24 protein-coding genes and 1 rRNA gene are annotated in these 23,572 nt (G+C 60.1%); 13 read left to right on the top strand and 12 right to left on the bottom strand.

What is annotated here, in order from left to right; all coding sequences use genetic code 11:
- Nucleotides 1-89: 89 nt before the first annotated feature.
- Nucleotides 90-204: ribosomal RNA gene (gene rrf, locus AXW79_RS19240) — 5S ribosomal RNA — on the top strand.
- A gap of 87 nt (nt 205-291) precedes the next feature.
- Here the strand turns inward: rrf and AXW79_RS19235 are convergent.
- Nucleotides 292-2,862 (bottom strand): bifunctional acetate--CoA ligase family protein/GNAT family N-acetyltransferase, encoded by a 2,571-nt coding sequence (locus AXW79_RS19235; protein ID WP_005321312.1) that lies wholly within the window; start codon nt 2,860-2,862, stop codon nt 292-294.
- Nucleotides 2,863-2,953: 91 nt separating this feature from the next.
- Nucleotides 2,954-3,145: a hypothetical protein gene (locus tag AXW79_RS19230; protein ID WP_005321308.1), complete on the bottom strand. Its 192-nt coding sequence runs from the start codon at nt 3,143-3,145 to the stop codon at nt 2,954-2,956.
- A 172-nt stretch (nt 3,146-3,317) separates the two neighbouring features.
- Between AXW79_RS19230 and AXW79_RS19225 the strand changes: the two genes are divergently transcribed.
- Nucleotides 3,318-4,190 carry a substrate-binding periplasmic protein gene (locus tag AXW79_RS19225; RefSeq protein ID WP_005321305.1) on the top strand — a complete coding sequence of 291 codons (873 nt, stop codon included), beginning with the start codon at nt 3,318-3,320 and terminating at the stop codon, nt 4,188-4,190.
- Here the strand turns inward: AXW79_RS19225 and ilvY are convergent.
- Nucleotides 4,179-5,072: an HTH-type transcriptional activator IlvY gene (gene ilvY, locus AXW79_RS19220; RefSeq protein WP_005321302.1), complete on the bottom strand. Its 894-nt coding sequence runs from the start codon at nt 5,070-5,072 to the stop codon at nt 4,179-4,181. The two genes, AXW79_RS19225 and ilvY, sit on opposite strands and share 12 nt — an antisense overlap.
- A gap of 188 nt (nt 5,073-5,260) precedes the next feature.
- Here ilvY and ilvC point away from each other — a divergent pair, with 188 nt between their 5' ends.
- The gene (ilvC, locus tag AXW79_RS19215) at nt 5,261-6,742 is read left to right on the top strand and encodes a ketol-acid reductoisomerase (protein ID WP_005321300.1); all 1,482 of its coding nucleotides are present in this window, start codon (nt 5,261-5,263) and stop codon (nt 6,740-6,742) included.
- Nucleotides 6,743-6,898: 156 nt separating this feature from the next.
- Here the strand turns inward: ilvC and pgi are convergent, their stop codons facing one another.
- Entirely contained in the window at nt 6,899-8,548 is a 1,650-nt protein-coding gene (gene pgi, locus AXW79_RS19210; protein ID WP_005321299.1) for a glucose-6-phosphate isomerase, read from the bottom strand.
- A gap of 422 nt (nt 8,549-8,970) precedes the next feature.
- Here pgi and AXW79_RS19205 point away from each other — a divergent pair, with 422 nt between their 5' ends.
- Nucleotides 8,971-9,159: a hypothetical protein gene (locus AXW79_RS19205; RefSeq protein ID WP_005321297.1), complete on the top strand. Its 189-nt coding sequence runs from the start codon at nt 8,971-8,973 to the stop codon at nt 9,157-9,159.
- A gap of 161 nt (nt 9,160-9,320) precedes the next feature.
- Here the strand turns inward: AXW79_RS19205 and AXW79_RS19200 are convergent, their stop codons facing one another.
- From AXW79_RS19200 to coaBC, 4 genes are all read right to left on the bottom strand, one after another.
- Nucleotides 9,321-10,157, bottom strand: coding sequence for a mechanosensitive ion channel domain-containing protein (locus AXW79_RS19200; RefSeq protein WP_005321295.1), 837 nt, complete (start codon nt 10,155-10,157; stop codon nt 9,321-9,323).
- 150 nt (nt 10,158-10,307) lie between these two features.
- Nucleotides 10,308-10,904 carry a nucleoid occlusion factor SlmA gene (gene slmA / locus AXW79_RS19195; protein WP_005321293.1) on the bottom strand — a complete coding sequence of 199 codons (597 nt, stop codon included), beginning with the start codon at nt 10,902-10,904 and terminating at the stop codon, nt 10,308-10,310.
- A gap of 68 nt (nt 10,905-10,972) precedes the next feature.
- On the bottom strand, nt 10,973-11,431 hold the full coding sequence (gene dut / locus AXW79_RS19190; RefSeq protein ID WP_005321291.1) for a dUTP diphosphatase: 459 nt from the start codon (nt 11,429-11,431) through the stop codon (nt 10,973-10,975).
- Between the two features lie 145 nt (nt 11,432-11,576).
- Nucleotides 11,577-12,779, bottom strand: coding sequence for a bifunctional phosphopantothenoylcysteine decarboxylase/phosphopantothenate--cysteine ligase CoaBC (gene coaBC, locus AXW79_RS19185; RefSeq protein WP_005321282.1), 1,203 nt, complete (start codon nt 12,777-12,779; stop codon nt 11,577-11,579).
- Nucleotides 12,780-12,926: 147 nt separating this feature from the next.
- Here coaBC and radC point away from each other — a divergent pair, with 147 nt between their 5' ends.
- The 6 genes from radC to AXW79_RS19160 all read left to right on the top strand — a co-directional run bounded on the left by radC (nt 12,927) and on the right by AXW79_RS19160 (nt 16,584).
- Entirely contained in the window at nt 12,927-13,589 is a 663-nt protein-coding gene (gene radC, locus AXW79_RS19180) for a RadC family protein (RefSeq protein WP_005321280.1), read from the top strand.
- Between the two features lie 136 nt (nt 13,590-13,725).
- Nucleotides 13,726-13,962, top strand: coding sequence for a 50S ribosomal protein L28 (gene rpmB / locus AXW79_RS22525; protein WP_005321271.1), 237 nt, complete (start codon nt 13,726-13,728; stop codon nt 13,960-13,962).
- A gap of 11 nt (nt 13,963-13,973) precedes the next feature.
- Nucleotides 13,974-14,141, top strand: coding sequence for a 50S ribosomal protein L33 (rpmG, locus tag AXW79_RS19175; protein ID WP_005307500.1), 168 nt, complete (start codon nt 13,974-13,976; stop codon nt 14,139-14,141).
- Between the two features lie 93 nt (nt 14,142-14,234).
- A complete protein-coding gene (locus tag AXW79_RS19170; protein WP_005321270.1) occupies nt 14,235-14,690 on the top strand; it encodes a hypothetical protein in 456 nt (151 codons plus the stop codon).
- Nucleotides 14,691-14,714: 24 nt separating this feature from the next.
- Nucleotides 14,715-15,527, top strand: a complete 813-nt coding sequence (mutM, locus tag AXW79_RS19165; protein ID WP_005321268.1) for a bifunctional DNA-formamidopyrimidine glycosylase/DNA-(apurinic or apyrimidinic site) lyase — start codon at nt 14,715-14,717, stop codon at nt 15,525-15,527.
- A 178-nt stretch (nt 15,528-15,705) separates the two neighbouring features.
- Nucleotides 15,706-16,584 carry a VirK/YbjX family protein gene (locus AXW79_RS19160; protein ID WP_005321266.1) on the top strand — a complete coding sequence of 293 codons (879 nt, stop codon included), beginning with the start codon at nt 15,706-15,708 and terminating at the stop codon, nt 16,582-16,584.
- A 78-nt stretch (nt 16,585-16,662) separates the two neighbouring features.
- On the opposite strand, the gene coaD is transcribed toward AXW79_RS19160, so the two are convergent.
- Nucleotides 16,663-17,145, bottom strand: coding sequence for a pantetheine-phosphate adenylyltransferase (gene coaD, locus AXW79_RS19155; protein ID WP_005321264.1), 483 nt, complete (start codon nt 17,143-17,145; stop codon nt 16,663-16,665).
- Between the two features lie 233 nt (nt 17,146-17,378).
- Here coaD and AXW79_RS19150 point away from each other — a divergent pair, with 233 nt between their 5' ends.
- Entirely contained in the window at nt 17,379-18,422 is a 1,044-nt protein-coding gene (locus tag AXW79_RS19150) for a glycosyltransferase family 9 protein (protein ID WP_005321263.1), read from the top strand.
- A 61-nt stretch (nt 18,423-18,483) separates the two neighbouring features.
- On the opposite strand, the gene AXW79_RS19145 is transcribed toward AXW79_RS19150, so the two are convergent.
- The gene (locus AXW79_RS19145) at nt 18,484-19,272 is read right to left on the bottom strand and encodes a glycosyltransferase family 2 protein (protein ID WP_011899233.1); all 789 of its coding nucleotides are present in this window, start codon (nt 19,270-19,272) and stop codon (nt 18,484-18,486) included.
- A gap of 241 nt (nt 19,273-19,513) precedes the next feature.
- Here AXW79_RS19145 and waaF point away from each other — a divergent pair, with 241 nt between their 5' ends.
- Nucleotides 19,514-20,629, top strand: a complete 1,116-nt coding sequence (gene waaF / locus AXW79_RS19140; RefSeq protein WP_005321261.1) for a lipopolysaccharide heptosyltransferase II — start codon at nt 19,514-19,516, stop codon at nt 20,627-20,629.
- A 1-nt stretch (nt 20,630) separates the two neighbouring features.
- Nucleotides 20,631-21,896: a lipid IV(A) 3-deoxy-D-manno-octulosonic acid transferase gene (waaA, locus tag AXW79_RS19135; RefSeq protein ID WP_005321260.1), complete on the top strand. Its 1,266-nt coding sequence runs from the start codon at nt 20,631-20,633 to the stop codon at nt 21,894-21,896.
- 65 nt (nt 21,897-21,961) lie between these two features.
- Here the strand turns inward: waaA and AXW79_RS19130 are convergent, their stop codons facing one another.
- Nucleotides 21,962-23,218 (bottom strand): PTS ascorbate transporter subunit IIC, encoded by a 1,257-nt coding sequence (locus AXW79_RS19130; RefSeq protein WP_005321259.1) that lies wholly within the window; start codon nt 23,216-23,218, stop codon nt 21,962-21,964.
- Nucleotides 23,219-23,271: 53 nt separating this feature from the next.
- Complete coding sequence (locus tag AXW79_RS19125; RefSeq protein WP_005321257.1) at nt 23,272-23,559, bottom strand: PTS sugar transporter subunit IIB; 288 nt, start codon at nt 23,557-23,559, stop codon at nt 23,272-23,274.
- Nucleotides 23,560-23,572: the final 13 nt, after the last annotated feature.

The following is a 23,572-nucleotide window of genomic DNA, read 5'->3' as shown; positions in this document are numbered from 1 at the left end:
GAAGAACTACTACCTAATTCAGTGATAGCGACCACCACCTAAGGTGACAGTTGTTATTCACGTCAGCTTTCTTAGATTGAAGTAATTTGCCTGGCGGCCATAGCGCCGTGGAACCACCTGATCCCATGCCGAACTCAGAAGTGAAACGCGGTAGCGCCGATGGTAGTGTGGCATTCGCCATGTGAGAGTAGGACACTGCCAGGCACCCAACACGAAAACCCCCGCTCGATGAGCGGGGTTTTTTATTGCCTGAAATTTATCATTCCTGCGGTGTCCTCTGCGCTATGCCCCTTAGGCTCTCTCCGCACAGGGCAACTCCATATTGACCACCCCATCTTCCAGCTGGATATCGATCTTGAAACCAAGACGCTTGGCCAGATTGATCATGCCGCGATTGCTGGGCATGGTCATGCCGGATAGCTGGCCAATCCCTCTCTCTCTGGCGTAACGTACGATTTTCTCCATCATCAACTTGCCGAGCCCCAGCCCCTTTAGGTCGGATCGCACCAGAATGGCAAACTCCGCATCGGACTGATCCGGGTTTGAAATGGCTCGCACCACCCCCAGAATTTGCTGACTGAAGGCTCCGTCCTGTCCTACCGCGACGAAGGCCATCTCCCTGTCGTAGTCAATCTGGGTCATGCGAGCGAGCTCTTCGTGGCCCAGTTCTCCCACGTCAGCAAAGAAGCGTTTGTACCTGTCTTCATCGGAGACCTTGAGTACAAACTGTTTGTGAGCGGGTTCATCCTCCGGCCGGATCGGGCGGAGCAGCACATGGCTCTGGTCCTTGAGCCAGGCCCCCTCTTCCAGCTCGGTGGGATAGGGGCGTATCGCCAAGGGGCAACGCTGCTGTGTCATCGGCATCAGTGTCAGGCTGGCATCTAGAATCACCATCTCGGCCCCGCATGCTTGCAATGGATGCAGGTCCAGCTCCTGGATCTCGGGAAACGCCAGCAGCAGTTCCGACAGCTGGCACAACACTTGACCAAGCGCATCGATATCGAGTCTTTCGGGGGTGGCCTGCTCGCGGATCTTGCGGCTCTTGAGGGCGCCGATGACCTGGTAGCGTGCGAGAGCCTGGTTCAGTGGCGGGAGTGCGGCGACCATCTCCTGGGGTTCTGCTCCCGACTCGCCGAGCAGGATGACAGGACCGAAGACGGGATCCTGTTGCAGGCGGATCCTCAGTTCCAGCCCTCCGCTGCGGCGTGCCATGCGCTGTACCAGCAAGCCTTCGATGCGGGCCCCCGCATCGTGCTGTCTGACCCGATCCAGAATGGCATCTGCCGCCTGAGCGACCTCGGCAGAAGTACGCAGGTTCAGCATGACGCCGTGCACCGCAGACTTGTGGGCAATATCCGGCGAGCGCAATTTGACCGCTACCGGATAGCCGATCTGTTCAGCCGTCAGGGTGGCTTCGATGGCGTCGGAGACAATCCAAGTCGGCAGGGTCGCGAGCCCGGCAGCTTGCAGTATGGGTTGCACCAGATGGGTATCGAGGGTGAGTTGCTTGCGTTCCAGAGCCTGCCGGATCAGTTGTTGGCAGAGTTCGACGTTGAGCTTGTCCCCCTGCAGGGACGCGGGTGTTTCCATCAGTTGCTTCTGGTTGCGACGGTATTCCACCATATGCATGAAGGCGGCCACTGCACTTTCGGGAGTGCGATAGGTCGGAATGCCCGCCTCGGTGAAGAGCTTGCGTCCTTCCTGTGCCGAGTATTCCCCGGCCCAGTTGGTCAGGATATTGAAGCGCCTGGCTCTGGGATGCTGCCTGAGGTAATCGATCAGACTGCGCGCCAATTCGGCCCCGCGTGCTGTGAGGGAAGGTGCATGAATGAGCAGGATGGCATCTGCTTCATTCCCTTGCAGCAAGGCATCGAGTGCCTGCTGATAGGCGGTGATATCTGCATCACTACCTATGTCTTTTGGCGGTATAGCCAGTTTTCCGCCCCGCTCAAGCAGCACATCGACCGCCATGTTGGCCAGTCCGCGGCCGTTGGAGATGATGGCCAGCCGTTCCCCCTTGAGGGTCAGCGAATGGCTCAGGGTTTCGACCGCGGCAAACAGCTCGTGGGTATCTCGTACCCGCAGCATGCCTGCTCGCCGGATGGCGGCATCGTAGACGTTGTCCAGCCCCTTGGCCGGATCGTGGCGACCGCTCTTGAGCACCAGTATTGGCTTGTTGCGCGAAGCCGCCCGCGCTGCCGAGAGGAAGTGGCGGGCGTCGTGCAACTTGTCCATATAGAGCAGGATGGCGCGAGTGGTGCCGTCGCGAGAGAGCTGATCGAGCAGTTGGCCGAAGTCGATGTCACAGTGATCGCCGAGGGAGATAAAGGCGGAAAAGCCCAGCTCATGCTGTTTGGCCCAATCCAGTATGGTCGTGCTGACGGCCGCCGACTGGGAGACAAAGGCTACCTGCCCAGGTTTGGCTGCGATAGGGGAGAAGCTGGCGTTGATGCCCTGCGCTGGCAGTAACATGCCCATGCTGTTGGGGCCAAGCAGGCGAATGTCATATTGGCTGCTCAGGCGCTGCAACTGTTCCCTCTCTTCCTGCGAAAAATCGGCGGCCAGTATGATGGCGGCCCCGGCCCCTTTTTTGCCGAGAGCTTCGATGAGCGACAGTACCCGTTCGCGTTTGGTGCAGATGATGGCGAGATCGGGGGAGAGTGGCAGGCTGGCAATGTCGGGATAAGCCAGCACTCCGGCGATGGCTTTGTTATGGGGGCTGACCGGCAGTATGGGGCCCTTGAACTGGCCTGCAAGCAGGTGCCTGATCACCACGTGACCAGCTTTCTGTGGGTCGGTCGAGGCACCGATGACGGCGATTGAGTGGGGTTTGAAGAGCCGATCCAGGCCGCTTGGTTTCATGGGCACTCCTCATGGCGACCCCCGGAGGCGAGGGTGATGGATGGTGCCAGTGTAATACGCTTTGATTGCCTGTTCTGTGACCGGTTGCGGATCACTGTTTGGTCAGGGCGCCGGCTCGCAGATAAAACTTCATCTTGCCCTGAATTTGGCGCACTGCCGCCAGCGGGCGCTCTTGCAGATAGATATCCTGTTCGTGATCCAGCAAGGTTTGTGGCACTCCCAGACTCTGCAGGTACTCTTCAAACAGCTGTGAGCTGTTGATTTCGATCAGGTGACGCATCATGGCGAGGCTTTTTCCATTCAGGTTGAACACCGAGTCTAGTCTGTGACCTGGGTCTTGCTCTGACCATTGTCAGATTTGACACCAAGTCGCTCACACATCTGTGGGTCCATACACCAGAACTGGGCGCTCACGCGTTATAGTGAGTGCATCAAGATCAGAGGTACGAGGCGCAATGATCAGGATTTTACTGTGGTGCATCACACTGTTTGCGGGGAGTGCCCTGGCTGCCGAGTCGCACATTCGGGCCTGGAACCTGCTGTTGGAGCACCCCAATCCGGCTGTGGCGGGCTTGCTGCGGTTGTCGCTCGATCTCACAGTGCCTGAATATGGTCCCTATCAGCTGATTGCGAGTCCGCCAATGGAGCAGGGGCGGGCGGTCAAGGCGTTACAAGAGGGTGCCCTGGTACAGATAGGAGTCTTTGCCCCTGATGAAGAGCGGGAGCATTCCCTGCTGGCGGTCCATATTCCGTTGGCGAAGGGGTTGCTGGGCTGGCGGGTCTGCCTCATCCGGCTGGGGGATGAGGGGCGCTTTAGCGGCATAGGGTCGCTGGCGGACTGGCATAGCGCCGGACTCACCATCGGTCAGCACAGATCCTGGCCCGATACCCGGCTGCTCAAGGCCAACGGCCTCAAGGTAACGGTGGGCAATCTCTACGAGGCGCTGTTCAACATGCTGAGCAAGCGGCGTTTTGACTGCTTTCTGCGTTCCGTCATCGAGATAGAAGATGAACTAAAGCAGCATCCGGAGCTCGCAATCGAACCCCATCTGGTGTTCCGTTATCCGCTGGCGCTGCTGTTCTTTGTTTCCCCCCAATATCCCGAACTGGCACAGCGCATCGAGCTCGGGCTGCAGCGGGCTCGCCAGTCCGGTGCCTTTGATCAGATCTTTGAAAAGGAGTTTGGCAGCACGATTCGTCGGTTGAAGCTGGACGAGCGGGTCATGCTTGAGCTGCATAATCCGGATCTGCCCGCCAGGAGCCGCATCATGATGGCTGACCCCTCGCTAATCTATGCGCCGGTCACGGCCACCCCGTCAGCGCAGTGAACCCTGGCCGCGCGCCGTATCCCAGAAGGCGCGGATAAGAGGCTCTTCCAGCCGCTTCTTGAGCACTGCGATACCGACGTCGAATGGCTTGAGCGCCGGTCTGGGCTCGACGATGCGCACCTTCTCCCCCATGGGGCTGTGATCGATCACGGCGGCAGGCACCAGCCCGACGCCAAAACCGAGCGCCACCATGGCGACTATGCCCTCGTTGCCTGCAACCTCGGCATAGATGTTGGGGGCAATTCCCTTGTTGCGAAACCACTGGTCACAGCGCTTTCGTGCCAGACCCTGTTCGGAGAGTATCAGCGGCAGTCGCTCCCAGTCCGGCTCACCCTGCAAGAACCACTGGCTCTGTTGCGGTGCGGTACGGGGGGCAATGAATACCAGTGGCACCTGCTGCAGGCTGGCAAATTCCAGCTTGGCGGAGAGCGCATCCGGCCGCGCGGCGATGGCGAGATCGGCCTCGTCAGCCAGGATCTTGTCCACCGCCAGCGCCGGGTCGCCGGTCTCCAGCTTGATCTCCAGTTGGGGATAGCGGCGACGAAAGCGCTCCAGCACCTCGGGCAGCAGAAAGTAGCTGGCGGTGACCGAGCAGAACACCCGCAGCCGTCCTTGCAGCGGTTCGTCGCTGCGTTTGAGCTCCTGCTTGAGCTGGCGCCACTCCTGCAACAGGCTGCCGCCAAACTCCCGCAGTTTCTCACCCGCCGAGGTGAGCCGCACGCTGCGGTTGTCCCGCTCGAACAGCACGCAGCCGGTCTCCTGCTCCAGTCGCTGAATGGCGCGGCTCAGGGTGGAGGGGCTGACCGCCATGGCATCGGCACTCTTGCCAAAGTGAAGGGAGTCGGCGAGGTGGAGAAACAGCTCGAGATTGCGAAGATCCATCTTTCTATTCCTGCGGCGGCGCGTTTGCTGGCGTGGGGGAGAAACAGCTTGAGATTGCGAAGAATCATCTTTCAATTCCTGCAACATACTGTTTCGAATATATCAGTTAAGGCAATGAGTGTCCCGCGCTATAGTGGTTCAGACAACGCCGCTACCCGGCATGGAATCAATCGAACGGAGCAATCACCATGGCTAACTATTTCAACACCTTGAACCTGCGTCAGCAGTTGGCCCAGCTGGGCAAGTGTCGTTTCATGCAGCGAGCGGAATTCGCCGACGGTTGCGACGTGCTGAAGGGCAAGAAGGTGGTGATTGTGGGCTGTGGTGCCCAGGGTCTGAACCAGGGTCTGAACATGCGTGACTCCGGGCTGGATATCTCCTATACCCTGCGCAAGGCTGCCATCACCGAGAAGCGCGCCTCCTGGCAGAAAGCAACCGACAACGGCTTCGCGGTCGGCACCTATGAAGAGCTGATCCCGACCGCCGATCTGGTGCTGAACCTGACTCCGGACAAGCAGCACTCCGACGTGGTGAAAACCGTGATGCCGCTGATGAAACAGGGCGCCGCGCTGGGCTATTCCCACGGCTTCAACGTGGTGGAAGAGGGTCAGCAGATCCGCGCCGACATTACCGTCGTCATGGTTGCGCCCAAGTGCCCGGGAACCGAGGTGCGTGAAGAGTACAAGCGCGGCTTCGGCGTGCCGACCCTGCTCGCCGTGCACCCGGAGAACGATCCCAAGGGTGTAGGCATGGCCATCGCCAAGGCGTGGGCTTCAGCTACCGGCGGCGACCGTGCCGGTGTACTGGAATCCTCCTTCGTCGCGGAAGTGAAATCCGACCTGATGGGCGAGCAGACCATCCTCTGCGGCATGCTGCAGGCCGGTTCCCTGCTCTGCTACGACAAGCTGGTTGCCGAAGGGACAGACCCGGCCTACGCCGGCAAGCTGATCCAGTTCGGCTGGGAAACCATCACCGAAGCCCTGAAGCAGGGCGGCATCAGCCTGATGATGGACCGCCTCTCCAACCCCGCCAAACTGCGTGCCTTCGAGCTGTCCGAGCAACTGCGCACCCTGATGCGCCCGCTGTTCGAGAAGCACATGGACGACATCATCGCCGGTGAGTTCTCCCGTGGCATGATGGCCGACTGGGCTGAAGACGATGCCAAGCTGTTCGGCTGGCGTGAAGAGACCGGCAAATCCGCCTTCGAAAACGCGCTGGCGTTCGCTGGCAAAATTGCCGAGCAGGAGTATTTCGACAATGGCGTGGTCATGGTGGCCATGGTCAAGGCGGGTGTCGAGCTGGCGTTCGAGACCATGGTAGCTTCTGGTATTTACGAGGAGTCTGCCTACTACGAATCCCTGCACGAGCTGCCGCTGATCGCCAATACAGTCGCTCGCAAGCGTCTGTATGAGATGAACGTGGTCATTTCCGATACCGCCGAGTACGGCAACTATCTGTTCGCCAACGCCGCTGTGCCCTTGCTGCGCGAGCACTTCATGCCGACCCTGAAGGCTGGCGACTTGGGTGCCAGCAAGGCCGAAGGGCAGAACGTCGACAACCTGGCGCTGCTGGCTGCCAACGAGGCGACCCGCAACCACCCGATCGAGAAGATCGGTCAGGTACTGCGTGGTTATATGAAAGACATGAAGCGCATCGCTGTTGGTGGTTAAGCCTGCATCTGGCAGGATGATGAAGGGGCGGGGATGACGATCCCCGTCGCCAGTCGGACTGGACACCCGACCGGCCAGCCAGAAAATCCGGCCCGACAGCTATAAAAAAGCCCCGCTCATCGAGCGGGGCTTTTGCATTCAGAAAGGCCGGATAAATCAGGCTTTCCACGCTTTCCAGGTGTTGATCAGACCGTTGGTGGAGCAGTCGTGGCTGGTGACAGCCTCGGCGGTGTTGAGTTCCGGCAGTATCTTGTTGGCCAGCTGTTTGCCCAGCTCCACGCCCCACTGGTCGAAGGAGAAGATGTTCCAGATTGCGCCCTGTACGAAGATCTTGTGCTCGTACATGGCGATCAAGGCACCCAGGGTTTTCGGGGTCAGGCTCTTGAACAGTATGCTGTTGGTCGGGCGGTTGCCTTCGAACACCTTGAACGGCACCAGATCCTCGACCTGCTCCAGGGTTTTGCCGGCAGCAAGGAACTCGGCTTCGACCTGTTCTTTGCTCTTGCCGAAGGCCAGTGCCTCGGTTTGGGCGAAGAAGTTGGCCAGCAGTTTCGGGTGGTGGTCACCGATCGGGTTGTGGCTGATGGCCGGTGCTAGGAAGTCACAGGGGATCAGCTTGGTACCCTGGTGGATCAGCTGGTAGAAGGCGTGCTGGCCGTTGGTGCCCGGCTCACCCCAGATGATGGGGCCAGTCTGGTGGTCAACCGGATTGCCGTTGCGATCCACGTACTTGCCGTTGGATTCCATGTTGCCCTGCTGGAAGTAGGCAGGGAAGCGGTGCATGTACTGATCGTACGGCAGAATGGCTTCGGACTCGGCACCATGGAAGTTGTTGTACCACAGGCCAATCAGCGCCAGCAGCACAGGCACGTTCTGCTCATAGGAGGCAGTGGCAAAGTGCATGTCCATTTCGAAGGCGCCTTGCAGCAGGGCTTCGAAGTTGTCGAAACCGACGGACAGGGCGATAGGCATGCCGATGGCAGACCAGGATGAGTAACGGCCGCCAACCCAGTCCCAGAACTCGAACATGTTGTCGGTGTCGATGCCGAACTCGGCCACGGCCTTGCCGTTAGTGGAGAGGGCAGCGAAGTGCTTGGCCACGTGGGCCTTGTCACCGGCGATCTTGATGAACCAGTCGCGGGCGGTCAGGGCGTTGGTCATGGTCTCCTGAGTGGTGAAGGTCTTGGAGGCCACCAGGAACAGGGTGGTTTCCGCATCAATCTCTTTGAGAGTCTCGGCGATGTGGGTGCCATCGACGTTGGAGACGAAGTGCATCTGCAGGTGGTTTTTGTAGGGGCGCAGTGCCTCTGTGATCATCACAGGGCCCAGATCAGAGCCACCGATACCGATGTTGACCACGTGCTGGATCGCCTTGCCGGTGTAGCCTTTCCACTCGCCTGAGATGATCTTCTCGCAGAAGCCCTTCATCTTGGCCAGCACGGCGTTCACTTCCGGCATCACATCCTTGCCGTCGCACTCGATGGGGCGGTCGGAGCGGTTGCGCAGGGCCACGTGCAGTACGGAGCGCCCTTCGGTCATGTTGATCTTCTCGCCATTGAACATGGCATCGATCGCGCTGCGAAGATCGGTCTCTTTGGCCAGATCAACCAGCAACTTGAGGGTTTCCTCGGTGATCAGGTTCTTGGAGTAGTCGACCAGAATGTCGCCGCCAAAGGTGAGGGAGAACTTGTCGAAGCGCTTCGGGTCCTGCGCGAACAGATCCTTGAGTCGAGTCTCTTTGTTAGCTGCAAAATGGGCTTCCAGCGCCTGCCAGGCCTGGGTCTGGGTTGGATTGATATTTTTCATAGGATTACCGATCTTCCAAGTTGTGTTTGAACCTTGCAGGCAAGGCTCCCGCCAAACCTTATTATTCGAGCACTATACCGGGCCCATTATACCGAGCCCATGGCGCGGCCCGTGTAACAGAGCTTTACCAATTGTCTGCCATCGAAGGAGTTTACAACCAAAACGCTGCGATTATGAGTCACTCATGGCCAGGGGATCTTGAGTTTGCTCATACTTCACCCGGCTTGGCCGGGGTGAAAGGGTTTTCATCTATGGCTGCCTGCCTGGCAAGTTTGTATTACAGCTAAAGGAGTATCTGACAGCCGTTTTTCGGCTCGTTTTATGAGCAAACGCAACTTGTCGGGGTTGGGCGTTGGCTAGTATGTGCACCGAATGGACGAGATCTCCCAGGGATGGCCACTGTCTGGAATGAGGAGATCGATATGAAACATGTTTTATCCCTGTTTGCCCTGAGCCTGATCGCCACCGGCCTCATCGGCCTGCTGACCCTGGCGCTGACCGCCGCCGCGCCGACTCTCGAGATTCGGGTGTTGGCCGTGATCGGGGCCGTGCTGGGGGGCTATGCGCTGGTGCAGCCACTGCTTAACCGGGTCGCTCGTCGACTGTTATGAAGACGGGCAAGCCAACCTGGCTGCCCGGATTGACAGGTTTTCGACCCCATGATGCAAGGTGAGCTGCAGGTCGAGTCTTTATGCCTTGCGGCACGACCGGGGTTTCAGAAACGACAATGCCAGCTTCAGGGCTGGCATTGTCGTGATCGTCTGCGCAGGTATCAGGCCTGAGGCTTTTGCATGTGCATGACCATCTGCGGGAAGGGGATCTCGATGCCTTCGGCATCGAAGGTCAGCTTCACCTTTTCGTGGAAGTCGAACCAGACGCCCCAGTAATCGGCAGTCTTGACCCAGGGACGCACTACGATATTGACCGAGGAGTCGGCCAGGGCGGCAACGGCTATGGTTGCTGCCTGTTCCTTCAGGATGCGCGGCTCTTCACTCACCAGGCGCTCGAGGAGCTGTTTGGCCTTGCGCAGGTCAGAACCGTAGCCGATACCGAAGGTCATGTCGACGCGGCGGGTGTCCATGCGCGAGTAGTTGACTATGGTGCCGTTGAGGATGGCGGAGTTGGGTACCACCACCATCTTGTTGTCACCCGAGGTGAGGGTGGTAGTGAATAGCTGCACCGACTGCACGACGCCATTGGTGCCCGCCACTTCGATAAACTCACCGGCCTTGATGGGGCGGAAGATGATCAGCAGGAAACCGGCGGCGAAGTTGGAGAGCGAGCCTTGCAGTGCCAGACCTATGGCCAGACCGGCGGCACCGATAATGGCGACGAAGGAGGCGGTTTGCACCCCGACTCGCCCCATGGCTGCAATCACCACGAACACCAGAATGGTGTACTTGAGGATGCTGCCAACGAAATGCGTCACTGTGGCATCCAGCTTGCGAGCATTCATCACCTTGATCACGCCATTGCTGAGAAGGTTGGCGGTGATGTAACCGACCAGCAGGGTGATCAGGGCGGCCGCAATATTGACGGCATACTCGATCAGCAGGCCCTGATTATTGACCAGCCAGGTCTGCGCTTCTGTGATGATTTCGGGTTCCATAGGATGTCCTGTCAGGCAGTAAAGGTTTATGACGCATGAATCTAACACTGGCATGCGACAGTTTGGGTCGCATCTGGTGCTCCCTTCCATTTTTTGCCATAAAAAACAAGGGAGGCCAAGGCCTCCCTTTGTGTATCCACCCGAATGGCGTCAGCTTTGCAGCAGTTGGCTGCGGATGAAGAGCCACTGATCTTCGAAGCCGGCGGTGGGCTTGAGTTTGAACTCGGAGCGGACAAACTGACTGATGCGTCCCTCGGTATAGGCCAGCAGCAGATTGGCGAGCATGGTCTCGTCGAGCTGGAAGCCCTGACCTTCCCGCAGCCGTTTTTCCCGCAACACCTGCTTGATCTGGGTTTCCAGCTTGTCGAACAGGATGCTGATGCGATCCCGCAGTCGATCGTGCTCACCCAGCAGGGCGTCGCCGTTGAGGATACGGGTGATGCCGGGATTGCGCTCGGCGAACACCAGCAGCAGCTGAAGGATATGATGGCAGCGGGCCATGGTGTCCTTCTCTTCGGCCATGATCAGGTTGACCCGTGACAGCAGGGAATCCTCGATAAAGTCGATCAGTCCCTCGAACATCCGCGCCTTGCTGGGAAAATGTCGATAGAGGGCGGCCTCAGAGACACCCACCTCGGCCGCCAGACGTGCCGTGGTGATACGCTGGCCAGGGCTGGTCTCCAGCATATGGGCGAGTGCTTGCAGGATCTGATCGCGCCGACTCTGTTTCTGATTACTGCTTGCCATGGATTCCCCTAAAAAAACAATGGCTTGATTCTGTTATTAGGCACAGGCCCGGGGGCCTGTGTGGTCTGTTATTGGCGACCAGAAGAACCAAAACCGCCTTCACCCCGTTCACTCTGATTGAACTCATCGACCAGTTGGAAGCTGGCCTGCACCACCGGCATTATCACCAGTTGGGCGATGCGTTCACCGGGTTGCATGGTGAAACTGTCGTTGCCACGATTCCAGACCGAAACCATCAGCTGGCCCTGGTAATCGGAATCGATGAGGCCCACCAGGTTGCCCAGCACAATGCCGTGCTTATGGCCGAGGCCGGAGCGGGGCAAGATGGTGGCGCACAAGCCGGGATCCTGAATGTGGATGGCCAGACCGGTCGGTACCAGAATGGTGTCGCCTGGTGCCAGAGTGATGGGCGCATCCAGCAGCGCACGCAGGTCCATACCGGCAGAGCCCGGAGTGGCGTAGGCGGGCAGCGGGTACTCGGTGCCGATGCGGGCATCCAGAATTTTCAGCTCAATTTGTGTTGTCATGAATCGTTCGTTTTTCAATGGGTTCTTGTGTGGACACCCGGGATACTCGGTACAGTCCGGGCAGTCATGAATTGATCGTTGCTCAGCGAGTGCTGGTGTGGGCGTCCTGCATGGGCAATGCCAGCGGGGTGCCATGTGTCTGCACTCAGCGCCGGTAGTGGCGCGCAATCAGGGCGATGAGGTGGCGAGCCAGCGTCAGCTTATCGGCCAGTGGCAGAGGGGCTTGACCCCCTTGCCAGAACACGGTCAGAGCGTTGTCATCGGCATTGAAGCCCTGGCCCGCACGAGACACATCGTTGGCGGCGATCATGTCCAGCCGTTTTCGCTGCAATTTATCGAGGGCGTATTGTTCCACATCCACGGTTTCGGCGGCAAATCCGACGGTGAAGGGCTTGTCTGATAACGCCCCCACGGCGGCTATGATGTCGGGATTCTTGACCAGGGTCAGCACCATCTGATCGTTATCACCGGTCTTTTTGATCTTCTGGCTGGCGACTTGCTCGGGCCTATAGTCGGCCACTGCGGCGCAACCGATAAAGAGGTCGCACTCGCCGACCCGGCTCATCACCGCCTGATGCATCTGCTCGGCGCTCTCCACATCGACACGCTCCACCCCGCTCGGTGCAGGCAGGGCGACCGGCCCGCTCACCAGCGTCACTTCGGCCCCTGCCTCACGGGCGGCGCGGGCGATGGCGTAACCCATCTTGCCCGAGCTGTGGTTGCTGATGTAGCGCACCGGATCCAGTGCTTCGCGGGTCGGTCCGGCGGTGAGCAGCAGTCTGACGCCCGCCAGCAGCGGCTCGGCAGCCAGTTGCTGGCAGCAGCGCTCAACCAGTTCCAAGGGATCCAGCATCCGGCCCGGGCCTACGTCGCCACAGGCCTGGCTGCCGGAATCCGGCCCCCACAGCAGGATTCCGCGGCTGGCCAGGGTCTTGAGATTGGCCTGGGTGGCGGCGTTGAGATACATCTGCTGATTCATGGCGGGAGCCAGTGCCACGGGGGCCGGGGTTGCCACGCAGAGGGTGGTGAGCAGTTCGTCGGCCATGCCGGCGGCCATGCGGGCCATCAGGTTGGCGCTCGCCGGGGCGATCAGCACCAGATCCGCCCACTTGGCCAGCTCTATGTGGCCCATGCCCGCCTCGGCAGCCGGATCCAGCAAGCTGTCGGCCACCGGATGACCGGAAACCGCCTGCAGGGTCAGCGGGGTGATGAACTCCTTGGCGGAGCGGGTCATCACTACCCGTACCTCGGCCCCCTGGTCTTTCAGGCGGCGTACCAGTTCGGCACTCTTGTAGGCGGCGATCCCGCCACTGACACCCAACAGGATGCGTTTATCGGCCAATCTCATCTGCTGCTTCTCTTCCGGCTCACTCTGACTGGTCGGCTAAGATACCACAGGCAACGGACGACGACAGAGGCTGACATGGGGGACTTGTGGCCGGCCTCCCGCGATTTTTTGCTATGTTTTCTCTCAATAGGCATGAGGGAGAGACAAATGAGCATCAAGGAGTGGCCTGAGGATGAGAGACCCAGAGAGAAACTGCTGCGGCAGGGGCCAGCGACGTTATCCGATGCCGAATTGCTGGCCATCTTCCTGCGAACCGGCGTCAACGGCCTGAGTGCGGTGGATCTCTCCCGTCAACTATTGCAGCAGTTTGGTTCGCTACGGGCACTGCTCGGGGCCGATCAAGGCGCCTTCTGTCATGCCCATGGACTGGGGCCTGCCAAGTATGCTCAATTGCAGGCGGTGCTGGAGATGGGCAAACGCCATCTGGCTGAACAGTTGCAACGGGGCGATGCGCTCACTTCGCCCCAGCTGACCCGGGATTACCTGCAAGCCCAGCTGCGGGAGGTGTTCGCCCTGCTGTTGCTGGATAACCAGCACAGAGTCATTCAATTCGTTGAACTTTTTTACGGCACCCTCGATTCTGCAAGCGTCTGGCCCAGAGAAATCGTGCAGATCGCGCTCAAACATAATGCAGCCGCAGTGATTCTGGCGCATAATCACCCGTCCGGCGTGGCCGAGCCCAGTCGGGCCGACCGCCAGATCACGGATCGGATCTTGGCCGCTTTGGCCCTGATCGATATCAGAGTGCTGGATCACTTGGTGATCGGTGACGGCATCACGGTTTCTTTTGCAGAGCGTGGTTGGTTGTAACTGGGCTCTGGCACTGTATTAGTTGATCTTTGATCACGGATGCTGTATAAAATGCCGCCTTCTGTTTGCCCCGCAATCGAAGGCCAGCGGGGCAGATATTTGCTCGAGCAATGAAGTAAGATTTGGAGAGACTGACATGTCTAGAGTATGCCAAGTAACCGGCAAGCGCCCGGCAGTTGGTAACAACCGTTCGCACGCTAACAACGCTACCAAGCGTCGTTTCCTGCCGAACCTGCACACTCACCGTTTTTGGGTTGAGGGTGAAAAACGCTTCGTAAGCCTGCGCGTATCCGCAAAAGGCATGCGTATTATCGACAAGCGTGGCGTTGAAGTGGTTCTGGCTGAACTGCGCGCCAGCGGTGTTAAGGTATAAGGAATTAGATCATGGCTAAAGGTATTCGCGAGAAAATTCGCCTGAACTCCAGCGCCGGTACTGGTCACTTCTATACCACTACCAAGAACAAGCGCACCATGCCCGAAAAAATGGAGATCAAAAAGTTTGATCCCGTTGTTCGTCAGCATGTGATCTACAAGGAAGGCAAAATCAAGTAATTACTTGATGCTGCATTCCCAAAAGCCCGGCCCAGTGCCGGGTTTTTTTATGGCTGGAATTCAGTACACTGCCGGTTCAAACGGAGGCTTGCCATGTTGAAATTGAGCCGTAAAGGCTGGAATAACGTGATCATAGTGGCCGTGCTGGCGGTGATCACTCTGCTGCACCGGCTGGAGATGGCCCAGCAGGAGAACAGCGCCCAGCGACCTCGTACCCTATTGCCGGACAGCGCAGTCGTCCTCACCTGGCATGGGCCGAGCTGGCAGATAGAGCGTATCGGCCAGGGTTGGCGCAGCGGACCGGATCTGGGGCTCAGCAGTGCCCAGCTGGCGGCCCATATCGAGGCGTGGCAGGCTTGGTTGCTGCCCCCTGGCGATGCAGTGCGCGGCACGCCGGTTACCCTCAAGGTGTGGATCGCCGGTCAGAGCGACCCGATTGAAGTGGGGCTCTATCAGGACAACGGCAAATTTGCCGCCCTGTTGCCGCCCTCGACCTGGCTCACCCTGAGTCAGGAGCAGTATCGCAGCCTGTTGCGCCCCTCTCCGTAATCCACCCTATTTGTTGGAGGCCCCATGCCTGAATTACCGGAAGTTGAAGTCAGCCGCCAGGGCATATCTCCCTGGCTCACCGGCATCAAGGTGACCCGCGTCGTGGTACGGGATGGCCGGCTGCGCTGGCCGGTACCTGGCGAAATCCAGGAGCTGGTGGATCTCACCATCCACAGGGTCAGCCGTCGTGCCAAGTATTTGCTGCTGGAGACCGACTTTGGCACCGCCATCCTGCATCTGGGCATGTCCGGCAGTCTGCGGGTACTGAATATTGGTACGCCGGCCGAGAAACACGATCACGTGGATATAGAGCTCGCCAACGGCAAGCTGCTGCGACTCAATGACCCGCGCCGCTTCGGAGCCCTGCTGTGGACCCGTGAACCGGCGGAGGCACACGCCCTGCTGGCCAAACTGGGCCCGGAGCCGCTGACCGATGCCTTCAACGCCGAGTATCTGCAAGGGCGTGCCAAGGGGCGCAGCACTGCCATCAAGACCTTCCTGATGGACAACCATGTGGTGGTCGGTGTGGGTAACATCTACGCCAATGAGGCGCTGTACGCTGCCGGTATTCATCCCAAACGGGCGGCGGGCAACATCAGTGCCGAGCGACTGGAAACCTTGGTGGCCGAGATCAAGCGGGTGCTGGCTTCTGCCATCCAGCAGGGGGGAACCACCCTCAAGGATTTCACCAGCGCCGATGGCAAGCCGGGCTATTTCGTGCAGCAGTTGCAGGTTTATGGTCGCGGTGGTCAAGCCTGTTTCCATTGCCATACTCTGCTCAGTGAAATACGGCTGGGGCAGCGTACAACCGTGTTTTGCTCCCACTGCCAGCGCTGAATCGCAGTTATTTTGGCCAAACATGGCCAAGTTGTAAGAGAGTATTTCCGGTCTGTTGAATATTTGGGCGCCTGTCACTAGTATCTCGACCGTTCAGGCGGTTTGAGAAAATAAAATGACAGCTAAATCAATGGACTGGGATCATTTATCCCGGCAGGGGCACTATTGCGCCCAAAAAATGGCCCGCTTCCTCTATCCCGATGACAGCGCCCGCAAGACCTTCAATCGCGCCAAGTTCGTGCTGCGCAGCCTGCTCTATCGGCAGCAGATGAGCCGGGTGTTCGAGCTGTTTCAGGCCGAACCGCTCAAGGCCCTGCCTGTCCACTATCCCGAGCTGCTCGACAAGCCGATGCGACCCTATCGGTTTGCCGGCTCCACCGCGACCCAGCGGGCCGAGATGCTGGAAAACCACTATCGACTGCTGCTGGCCCGTTATCCCGAGCTGATAGATCCGCTCTATCTGGACGAGGGCATAGAGCTTGGCCACTATCCCCAGAGTGGATGTCGCATAGTGCTGCGCCACGATGGTACCTTCCGTCGTGAGGCCGAGCTGGCGCTCTCCATCGTCGATCAACAGGGCAAGCGCCTCTATAGCTGCGCCTTCTCGCTGGCGGGCACCCCCGGCAAGCTGTCGCTGGTGATCGGCTCGGTACAGGGTCCGGAACCCTGCGTCGAACAGGCACAGGACAAGGTTCGAGCCCTGACCAAGGAGGGCCATGGTTTGCGGCCCAAGTCACTGGTGGTAATGCTGGTGATGCAGCTGGCCGAGGCGATGGGGGCCGAGAATATCTCGGCGGTGCGGATGAAGGCGCACATCTACCAGGCCAAGCGTTACAGCAAGAAGAAGAAAGCCTGTCTGCAGGCGGATTATGACGAGCTGTGGGAGGAATTTGGCGCCATTGATCAGGATGACAACTTCGTGCAGCTGTTGCCTGCGGTGCGCAAGCCGCTGGAGGAGATTGCCTCCAAGAAGCGGGCCATGTACCGGCGCCGCTATGAATGGCTCGACGAGCTGGCGCTCTCCTGCCAGCAGGTGCTGGGTCGCGCGGCGGGCTGACTGCCAGTGCGGACAATGGCGAGCGCGGCCCATGTGCGCCGCACTAAACAGGCTACCCTCGGGTAGCCTGTTTGCTTGTTACTTGCCTTGCTTGGCGGCAATCGCCTTGGCGACGATCGGGTCGACAAACTGGCGGATATCACCGCCATGCAGGGCGACCTCCTTCACCAGGGTCGAGGAGATGAAGGAGTTCTCTTCGGCAGGGGTGAGAAACACGCTCTCCAGCTCCGGCATCAGGCGGCGGTTCATGTTGGCCAGCTGAAATTCGTATTCGAAGTCGGAGACGGCCCGCAAGCCACGGATCAGCACGTTGGCTTGCTGCTCTTTGGCAAAGTCCACCAAGAGGCCGGAGAAGCCCACCACCTTGACGTTGGGCAGGTGGGCCGTCACTTGCCGGGCAAGCAGGACACGTTCTGCCAGATCGAACAAGGGGCGCTTGCTCGGGCTGTTGGCTACCCCGACGACCACTTCATCAAACAGCCTGGCGGCACGACCTATCAGATCGGTATGGCCGTTGGTGATGGGGTCGAAGGTGCCGGGATAAATTACCTTGTTGGTCATGCTGTTGATTCCTGCAACCTGGAAATTTGGTCGCATTATAGGGTCTGTTGATGTTTTGTCGCGACCGGGACGATGTCCGTTTTGTGCGGGACCTGGCGCGAGAGGCCCGGTTTGGTCGTCCAAATCAGTATCGTCTGGTGTCTTCGCTTGAGAATAGCTGTGCATCAGGCAAGAATACCCGCACCGCGCATCAAGCCTCCTTGCATTGGTGACAGGGAGCAAAGGGATTTTTTATGAAACGTATTCTGGTAGTACGCAACGACAAGATTGGTGACTTCATGCTGGCATGGCCGAGTTTTGCCATGCTCAAGCGCTCCATGGATTGTCATGTGACTGCCCTGGTTCCTGCCTACACGGCGCCGTTGGCCCGTCTCTGTCCCTGGATCGACGAGATTATCCTGGATCCGGGGTCAGGAGCCGACAAGGAACAGCAACGCGCCTTGCTGGCCCGCATCAAGGCGGCAGCCTTCGATGCCTCCATTTGCCTGTTCTCCAACACCCGTAACGCCAAGCTGGTGTGGAAGGCGCACATCCCCTACCGGCTGGCCCCGGCCACCAAGCTGGCACAGGTGCTCTACAACCAGCGGCTGGTGCAGCGCCGCTCCCGCTCCCAGAAGCCGGAGTACGAGTACAACCTGGATCTGGTGCGTCGCTTTCTCGCCGACCAGCAGGTAAGCGTGGTCGAGCCACAGGGCCCCTATCTCAGCTTTGACCCCCAGAGCCTGCAGCTGGTGCGCGAACAGGTTGCAACCAGACTGAAGCTGGATGCCAGTCGCCCCTGGCTGATGGTACACGCCGGCAGCGGTGGTTCGGCCAACAACCTCTCCATCGAGCAGTACTCACGCCTCATCATCAAGCTCAATCAGGCATGCCCGGAATTGCAGTGCATCCTGACGGCAGGGCCGGGGGAGGAGAAGATCGCCGAGCAGCTGGCGGCAGAATTGCTGGCTCACGGCGGCAATGGCTGGATCTATCGCTCCGACGAGGGGCTGCCCAAGTTCTGTCAGGTGATGGCCAACGCGGCCCTGTTTGTGGCGGGCAGTACCGGGCCGCTGCACATAGCGGCGGCGCTGGACGTGCCGACCATAGGTTTCTTCCCGGCGCACCGCTCGGCCACCCCGCTGCGCTGGCGTCCGCTCAACAGCGAGGGGCGTCACCTGGCGTTCAGCCCGCCGGAAGACAGCGATCATCCGGAAGACATGAGCCAGCTCGATCCCAAGACAATGGCGGCGGCGATAGCTCGCTGGGCACCGCCCTTCTGGCGAACAGAAAGCTGACAGATGCAAACAGGGCCCTTTCGGGCCCTGTTTCGTCATGCTGGTTTGAGCGGCTGCGCAATTAGTTGCGGGTCTGATCCGGCGCTTGCGGCTGCTGGCGGATCCAGAGGTCTGCGTACTTCGCGAAAGTGGAGTGGGCCGAGAGGATCGCGAGCAAGAGTCCCTGCTTGCCATCGAGGAAGCCGGCCTTGAGCAGATACATCTTGAGGAAACAGCCCACGGCATGGACCAGTCCCTGGCCGAGGGAGCCCTTCTTGCCACGGGCGGTGCGCTGATCGGCCCAGGCCCTGGCATAGCCGGCGGACTTCACCAGATAGTGCTCCAGATCCCGGTAGGTGAAGTGGAGCAGGTCGCCATGGATATTGACGATCTTCATGTTGGCGCGCACCTCCACCTTCTCGTGCACCAGCACCTCGTTGTAACGGGTGAGCGCCTTGGGATAGAGGCGCAGCACCCGATCCGGATACCAGCCGCTGTGGCGGATGAAGCGGCCAAATACCCAGGAGAGGCGTGGGATAGAGTAGATGGTGTCGCTGGCCGGATTGGCCATGACGGTCGCGATGGCCTCTTTCAGCTCAGGGGTGAGCCGCTCGTCCGCATCCAGCCACAGTACCCACTCTGACTGGACATGGGATTGGGCGAGGCGGCGTTGGCGGCCGAAACCGGGCCACACCGTATTGACGAAGAAACGGGCGCCGAATTCGGCGGCGATGGCGGGGGTCTCGTCCTGGCTGCCGGAGTCCAGAATGACGATCTCGTCCACCAGACCGTCGAGTGAGGCGAGGCAGGCTTTCAGGTTGTCGGCTTCGTTCTTGACGATCAGGACGGCCGCCAGAGTCGGTTTTTTCACGGGTTGAAGGCTCTTGTTGGCGCCCGGCTGGCGGGGCATGCTCGAATTGGCGCCCATTCTAGCCTAAAACGGCTGGCGGAGCATGGTCCCGGCGCCCGTAGTAAGTCAGTTTCAAAAGGGTTCTTTTTTGGCATGAGCGCGGGTGATGCAGGGATCTTCTGTTATTTCTCGGGCCATTCTTGGGGCATAATCTCGGCCAGTAATGATTAACCGCAGGGCTTGGCCCCAAGAGAAGCGTGAGATGAAAATATTGGTGATCGGCCCCTCCTGGGTCGGCGACATGGTGATGTCCCAGAGCCTCTACAAGGCGATCAAGACCAATCACCCTGACAGCGAGTTGCATGTGATGGCGCCAGCCTGGTGCGGTGCCCTGCTGGAGCGGATGCCCGAAGTGGACAAGGCTGTCCCCATGCCGCTCGGCCACGGTGACTTCAAGCTGGGGGCCCGCCGTCGGCTCGGCAAGCAACTGGCGGCCGAGAAGTACGATCAGGCGATCATCCAGCCCAACTCCATGAAGTCGGCGCTGATCCCCTGGTTCGCCAGGATCCCGGTGCGCACCGGCTGGAAGGGGGAGCACCGCTTCGGCCTGCTCAATGACATGCGCAGCAACAAGTCTGCCTTCCCGCTGATGGTGGAAGCCTATCTGGCGCTGGCCTATCCCAAGGCACAGATGAAGAGCCGGGCCGATATTCCCGCCATTCCCCACCCCTCGCTCAATGTGGATCTCATCAATCAGGGCAAGGCGCTGGAGCGACTCGGTCTGGATCGCGTTCGTCCCGTGCTGGTGCTCTGTCCGGGAGCCGAGTTCGGCCCGTCCAAGCGCTGGCCGGAAGGGCACTACGCCGTGGTGGCGCAGAAGTATCTGGATGAGGGCTGGCAGGTGTGGATCTTCGGCTCCGGCAAGGATGTGCCTGTGGCCAACACCATTCGCGAGCGGATCAATCCGCTGTCGCGCCCCAACTGCCACGTGCTGGCGGGCAAGACCAACCTGTATGAGGCGATCGATCTGATGGCGCTGGCCGGGCGGGTCATCTCCAATGACTCCGGCCTGATGCACATAGCCGCCGCCCTCAACCGGCCGTTGATCGGCGTCTATGGCTCTACCTCGCCGCTCTACACGCCGCCGCTGGCGGACAGGGTCGAGATAGTGCACACCGACATAGAGTGCCGCCCCTGTTTCAAGCGCACTTGCAAGTTCGGTCACCTCAAGTGCCTGATCGAGCTGATGCCGGAACAGGTGATAGAGGCAGGTCGACGGCTGGAGTGCGCCGAGTCGCCAGATCAACCGATCGTGCTGCAAGTGGGTGAGCCGCCACGGTTTGTCTCCGATGCGAGCAAGCGATCGGAGCCGACATAACATGGGCTATCGGCTGCTCTACAACCTGCTGATCCATCTGGGCTTGCCGCTGGCGTTGCTGGCACTCTACAAGCCGAAGAAGGGCAAGCCTGGCTTTGGTGCGCGCTGGGCCGAGCATCTGGGACGGACGCCGGCCAGCGGGCAGGAGGCGCCGCTCTGGATCCATGCGGTCAGCGTGGGTGAAACCCTGGCCATCAGCCCCTTCATCCGTGCACTCAAAGCCGAGCGGCCGGATTTGCCGATCCTGCTCACCACCACCACCCGCACCGGCGCCGAGCAGGCGGCCAAGCTCGGCGATCTGGTGGTGCATCGCTACGCCCCCCTCGATTACCCCTGGGCGGTGGTCGCTTTTCTCAAGTGCATCAAGCCTCGCGCCCTCTGGGTGATGGAGACAGAGCTGTGGCCGAACTGGCTGGCGGCCTGCGAGGCGCGCCATCTGCCGGTGACCATCATCAATGCCCGTCTATCCGAACGCTCCTGCCAGCGCTATGCCCGTTTTCAAGGGGCGTTCGATACCCTCAGCCGGCCACTGACCCATCTGCTTTGCCAGCATCAGGACGATGCCGAGCGCTTTGCACGGCTCGGCGTCGGTCGTGAGCGGCTGGCGGTGACCGGTTCCATCAAGTTCGATATCCAGCTGGGTGACGAGGTGTATGCCAGGGGGCACGCCCTGCGTCAGCAGCTGGGGCAGAGCAGGCCGGTCTGGATCGCTGCCAGTACCCATCAGGGTGAGGATGAACAGGTATTGGCGGCGTTTGACTTAGTGCTGCAACGCCACCCCCAGGCCTTGTTGATCCTGGTGCCGCGCCATCCGGAGCGCTTCGATCGGGTGGCCGAGCTATGCGCCCCTTACGGCTGTGTGCGGCGCACCGGCGGCGCCCCGATCCGCGAAACGGACAAGGTCTATCTCGGCGATACCATGGGCGAGTTGCCGCTGATGCTGGCGGCGGCCGATGTGGCCTTCGTCGGCGGCAGTCTGGTGAAGGTCGGCGGTCACAACCTGCTGGAACCGGCGGCGCTGGGCAAGCCCTGCCTGACCGGTCCTGCCTACTTCAACTTCAGCGACATCACCCGCCAGCTGGTGGCTCAGGGTGGCGCGGCCCTGGTGGCCGATGCCGCCGCGCTGGGGGAGAAGGTGAGCGAGCTGCTGGCCGACGAGGGCGATCGCCGCCAGATGGGCGAACAGGCCCGCGCCGTTGTGTTGCGCAATCAGGGCGCGCTGGCGCGCACCCTCTCTCACTGTCTTGCCAGTCTGGAAAGCGATTGAGCCCAGAGTGGCCATAAAGAACGGAGCGCCAGGCGCTCCGTTTTTGTTTTCCGTACAGGCATCGGTCAACGCATTATCAGGCCGAGCAGTATGCCCACCACGCCGAAGTCGGCATCGCTGAAGGTGGTGTTGGCGAAGCCGAGATCCCCCAGCACTGGCAGCAGAAATACCGGCAGGAAGGTGATCAGCAGGCCGTTGGCGAAGGCGCCGAGCAGGGCCCCGCGGCGACCACCGGTGGCGTTGCCGAATACCCCGGCCGCTGCGCCGACGAAGAAGTGCGGTACCACGCCCGGTATGATGACGGTGAGCCCCAGCAGGTAGAGCAGCACCATGCCCACCAGACCGGCGGCAAAGCTCGACAGGAAGCCGATCAGCACCGCATTGGGGGCGTAGGGGAAGACGATGGGGCAGTCCAGCGCCGGCTTGGCGTTGGGCACCAGCTTGTCGGAGATCCCCTTGAAGGCTGGCACGATTTCGGCGATGACCATGCGCACACCCTGCAGGATGACGTAGACACCGGCGGCGAAGGTGATGGACTGCATCAGGGAGAACATGAACCAGTGCTTGCCCTTTGCTACGCTGGTGACGAATTCGGGCCCGGCAAAGGCGGAGGTGATGAGGAAAATGATGCCCATGGTGAAGGAGATGGCCACAGGGGTATCGCGCAGGAACAGCAGGCTCTTGGGCACCTGCACCTCTTCACTGCTGTGGGCCTTGTTGCCGAACTTGGCGCCGATCCAGCCGGCCAGCACGTAGGAGATGGTGGAGAAGTGGCCGAGTGCCACCTCGTCGGAGCCGGTGATCTGCTTCATGTAGGGGTGAGCGAGGGCCGGGAACAGCACCATGGTCACGCCGACCACCAGGCTGCCGACCGCGATCAGCGGAATGCCGCTCATGCCGCCGGCGGAGAGGATCGCCGCCACCATCATGGACATGAAGAGGGTGTGGTGACCGGTCAGGAAGATGAATTTCCACGGGGTGAGGCGGGCGATCAGTATGTTCACCAGCATGGCGAAGAACATGATCATCGCCATCTCCTTGCCGAACGACTGCTGGGCGATGGAGACGATGGCTTCATTGTTGGGAACCACGCCCTTGATGCCGAAGGCGTGCTGGAAGATGGTGGCAAAATCGCCCAGCGAGTTCACCACCAGAGTGGCACCGGCCCCCAGGATGACGAAGCCCATTATGGTCTTGACCGTGCCCTTGATGCACTCGGTCACGGGTTTCTTCTGGGCAATCAGGCCGATGAGCGCGATCAGGCCGACCAGCACGGCCGGCTCGGACAGCACGTCAAACATCAGAAAATTGAAAAATTCCATGGTCAGCTCCAATCAGATGGAAAAGGCGGCCCGCAGGCCGCGAAGTCAGGTGGTCAGAGAGCGCCCAGTTCGCGCAGGGCGATGGAGAGTTTCTCTTTCATGGCGGCCTTGTCGACCATGTTGTCCAGGGATACCAGTCGGCCGTTGACCCCCATGCTGATGAGCTGCTCGGCGATGTCGCGGGTAGCCACGAACATCTCGGCGGTTTCGCTGCCGGCGGAGGCGAGATCCCTGTGATCCACCTCGGCAGTGACTGCCAGCTCCTTGAGGATGCTCTTGATGCTCATCTCCATCATCAGGCTGGTGCCCAGGCCGTGTCCGCATACAACCAGAATTTTCATCGTCTCTTCCTTT

This window comes from Aeromonas salmonicida subsp. salmonicida, assembly GCF_001643305.1.
Lineage (GTDB): Bacteria > Pseudomonadota > Gammaproteobacteria > Enterobacterales > Aeromonadaceae > Aeromonas > Aeromonas salmonicida.
This window is presented reverse-complemented; position numbering and strand designations above follow the sequence as displayed.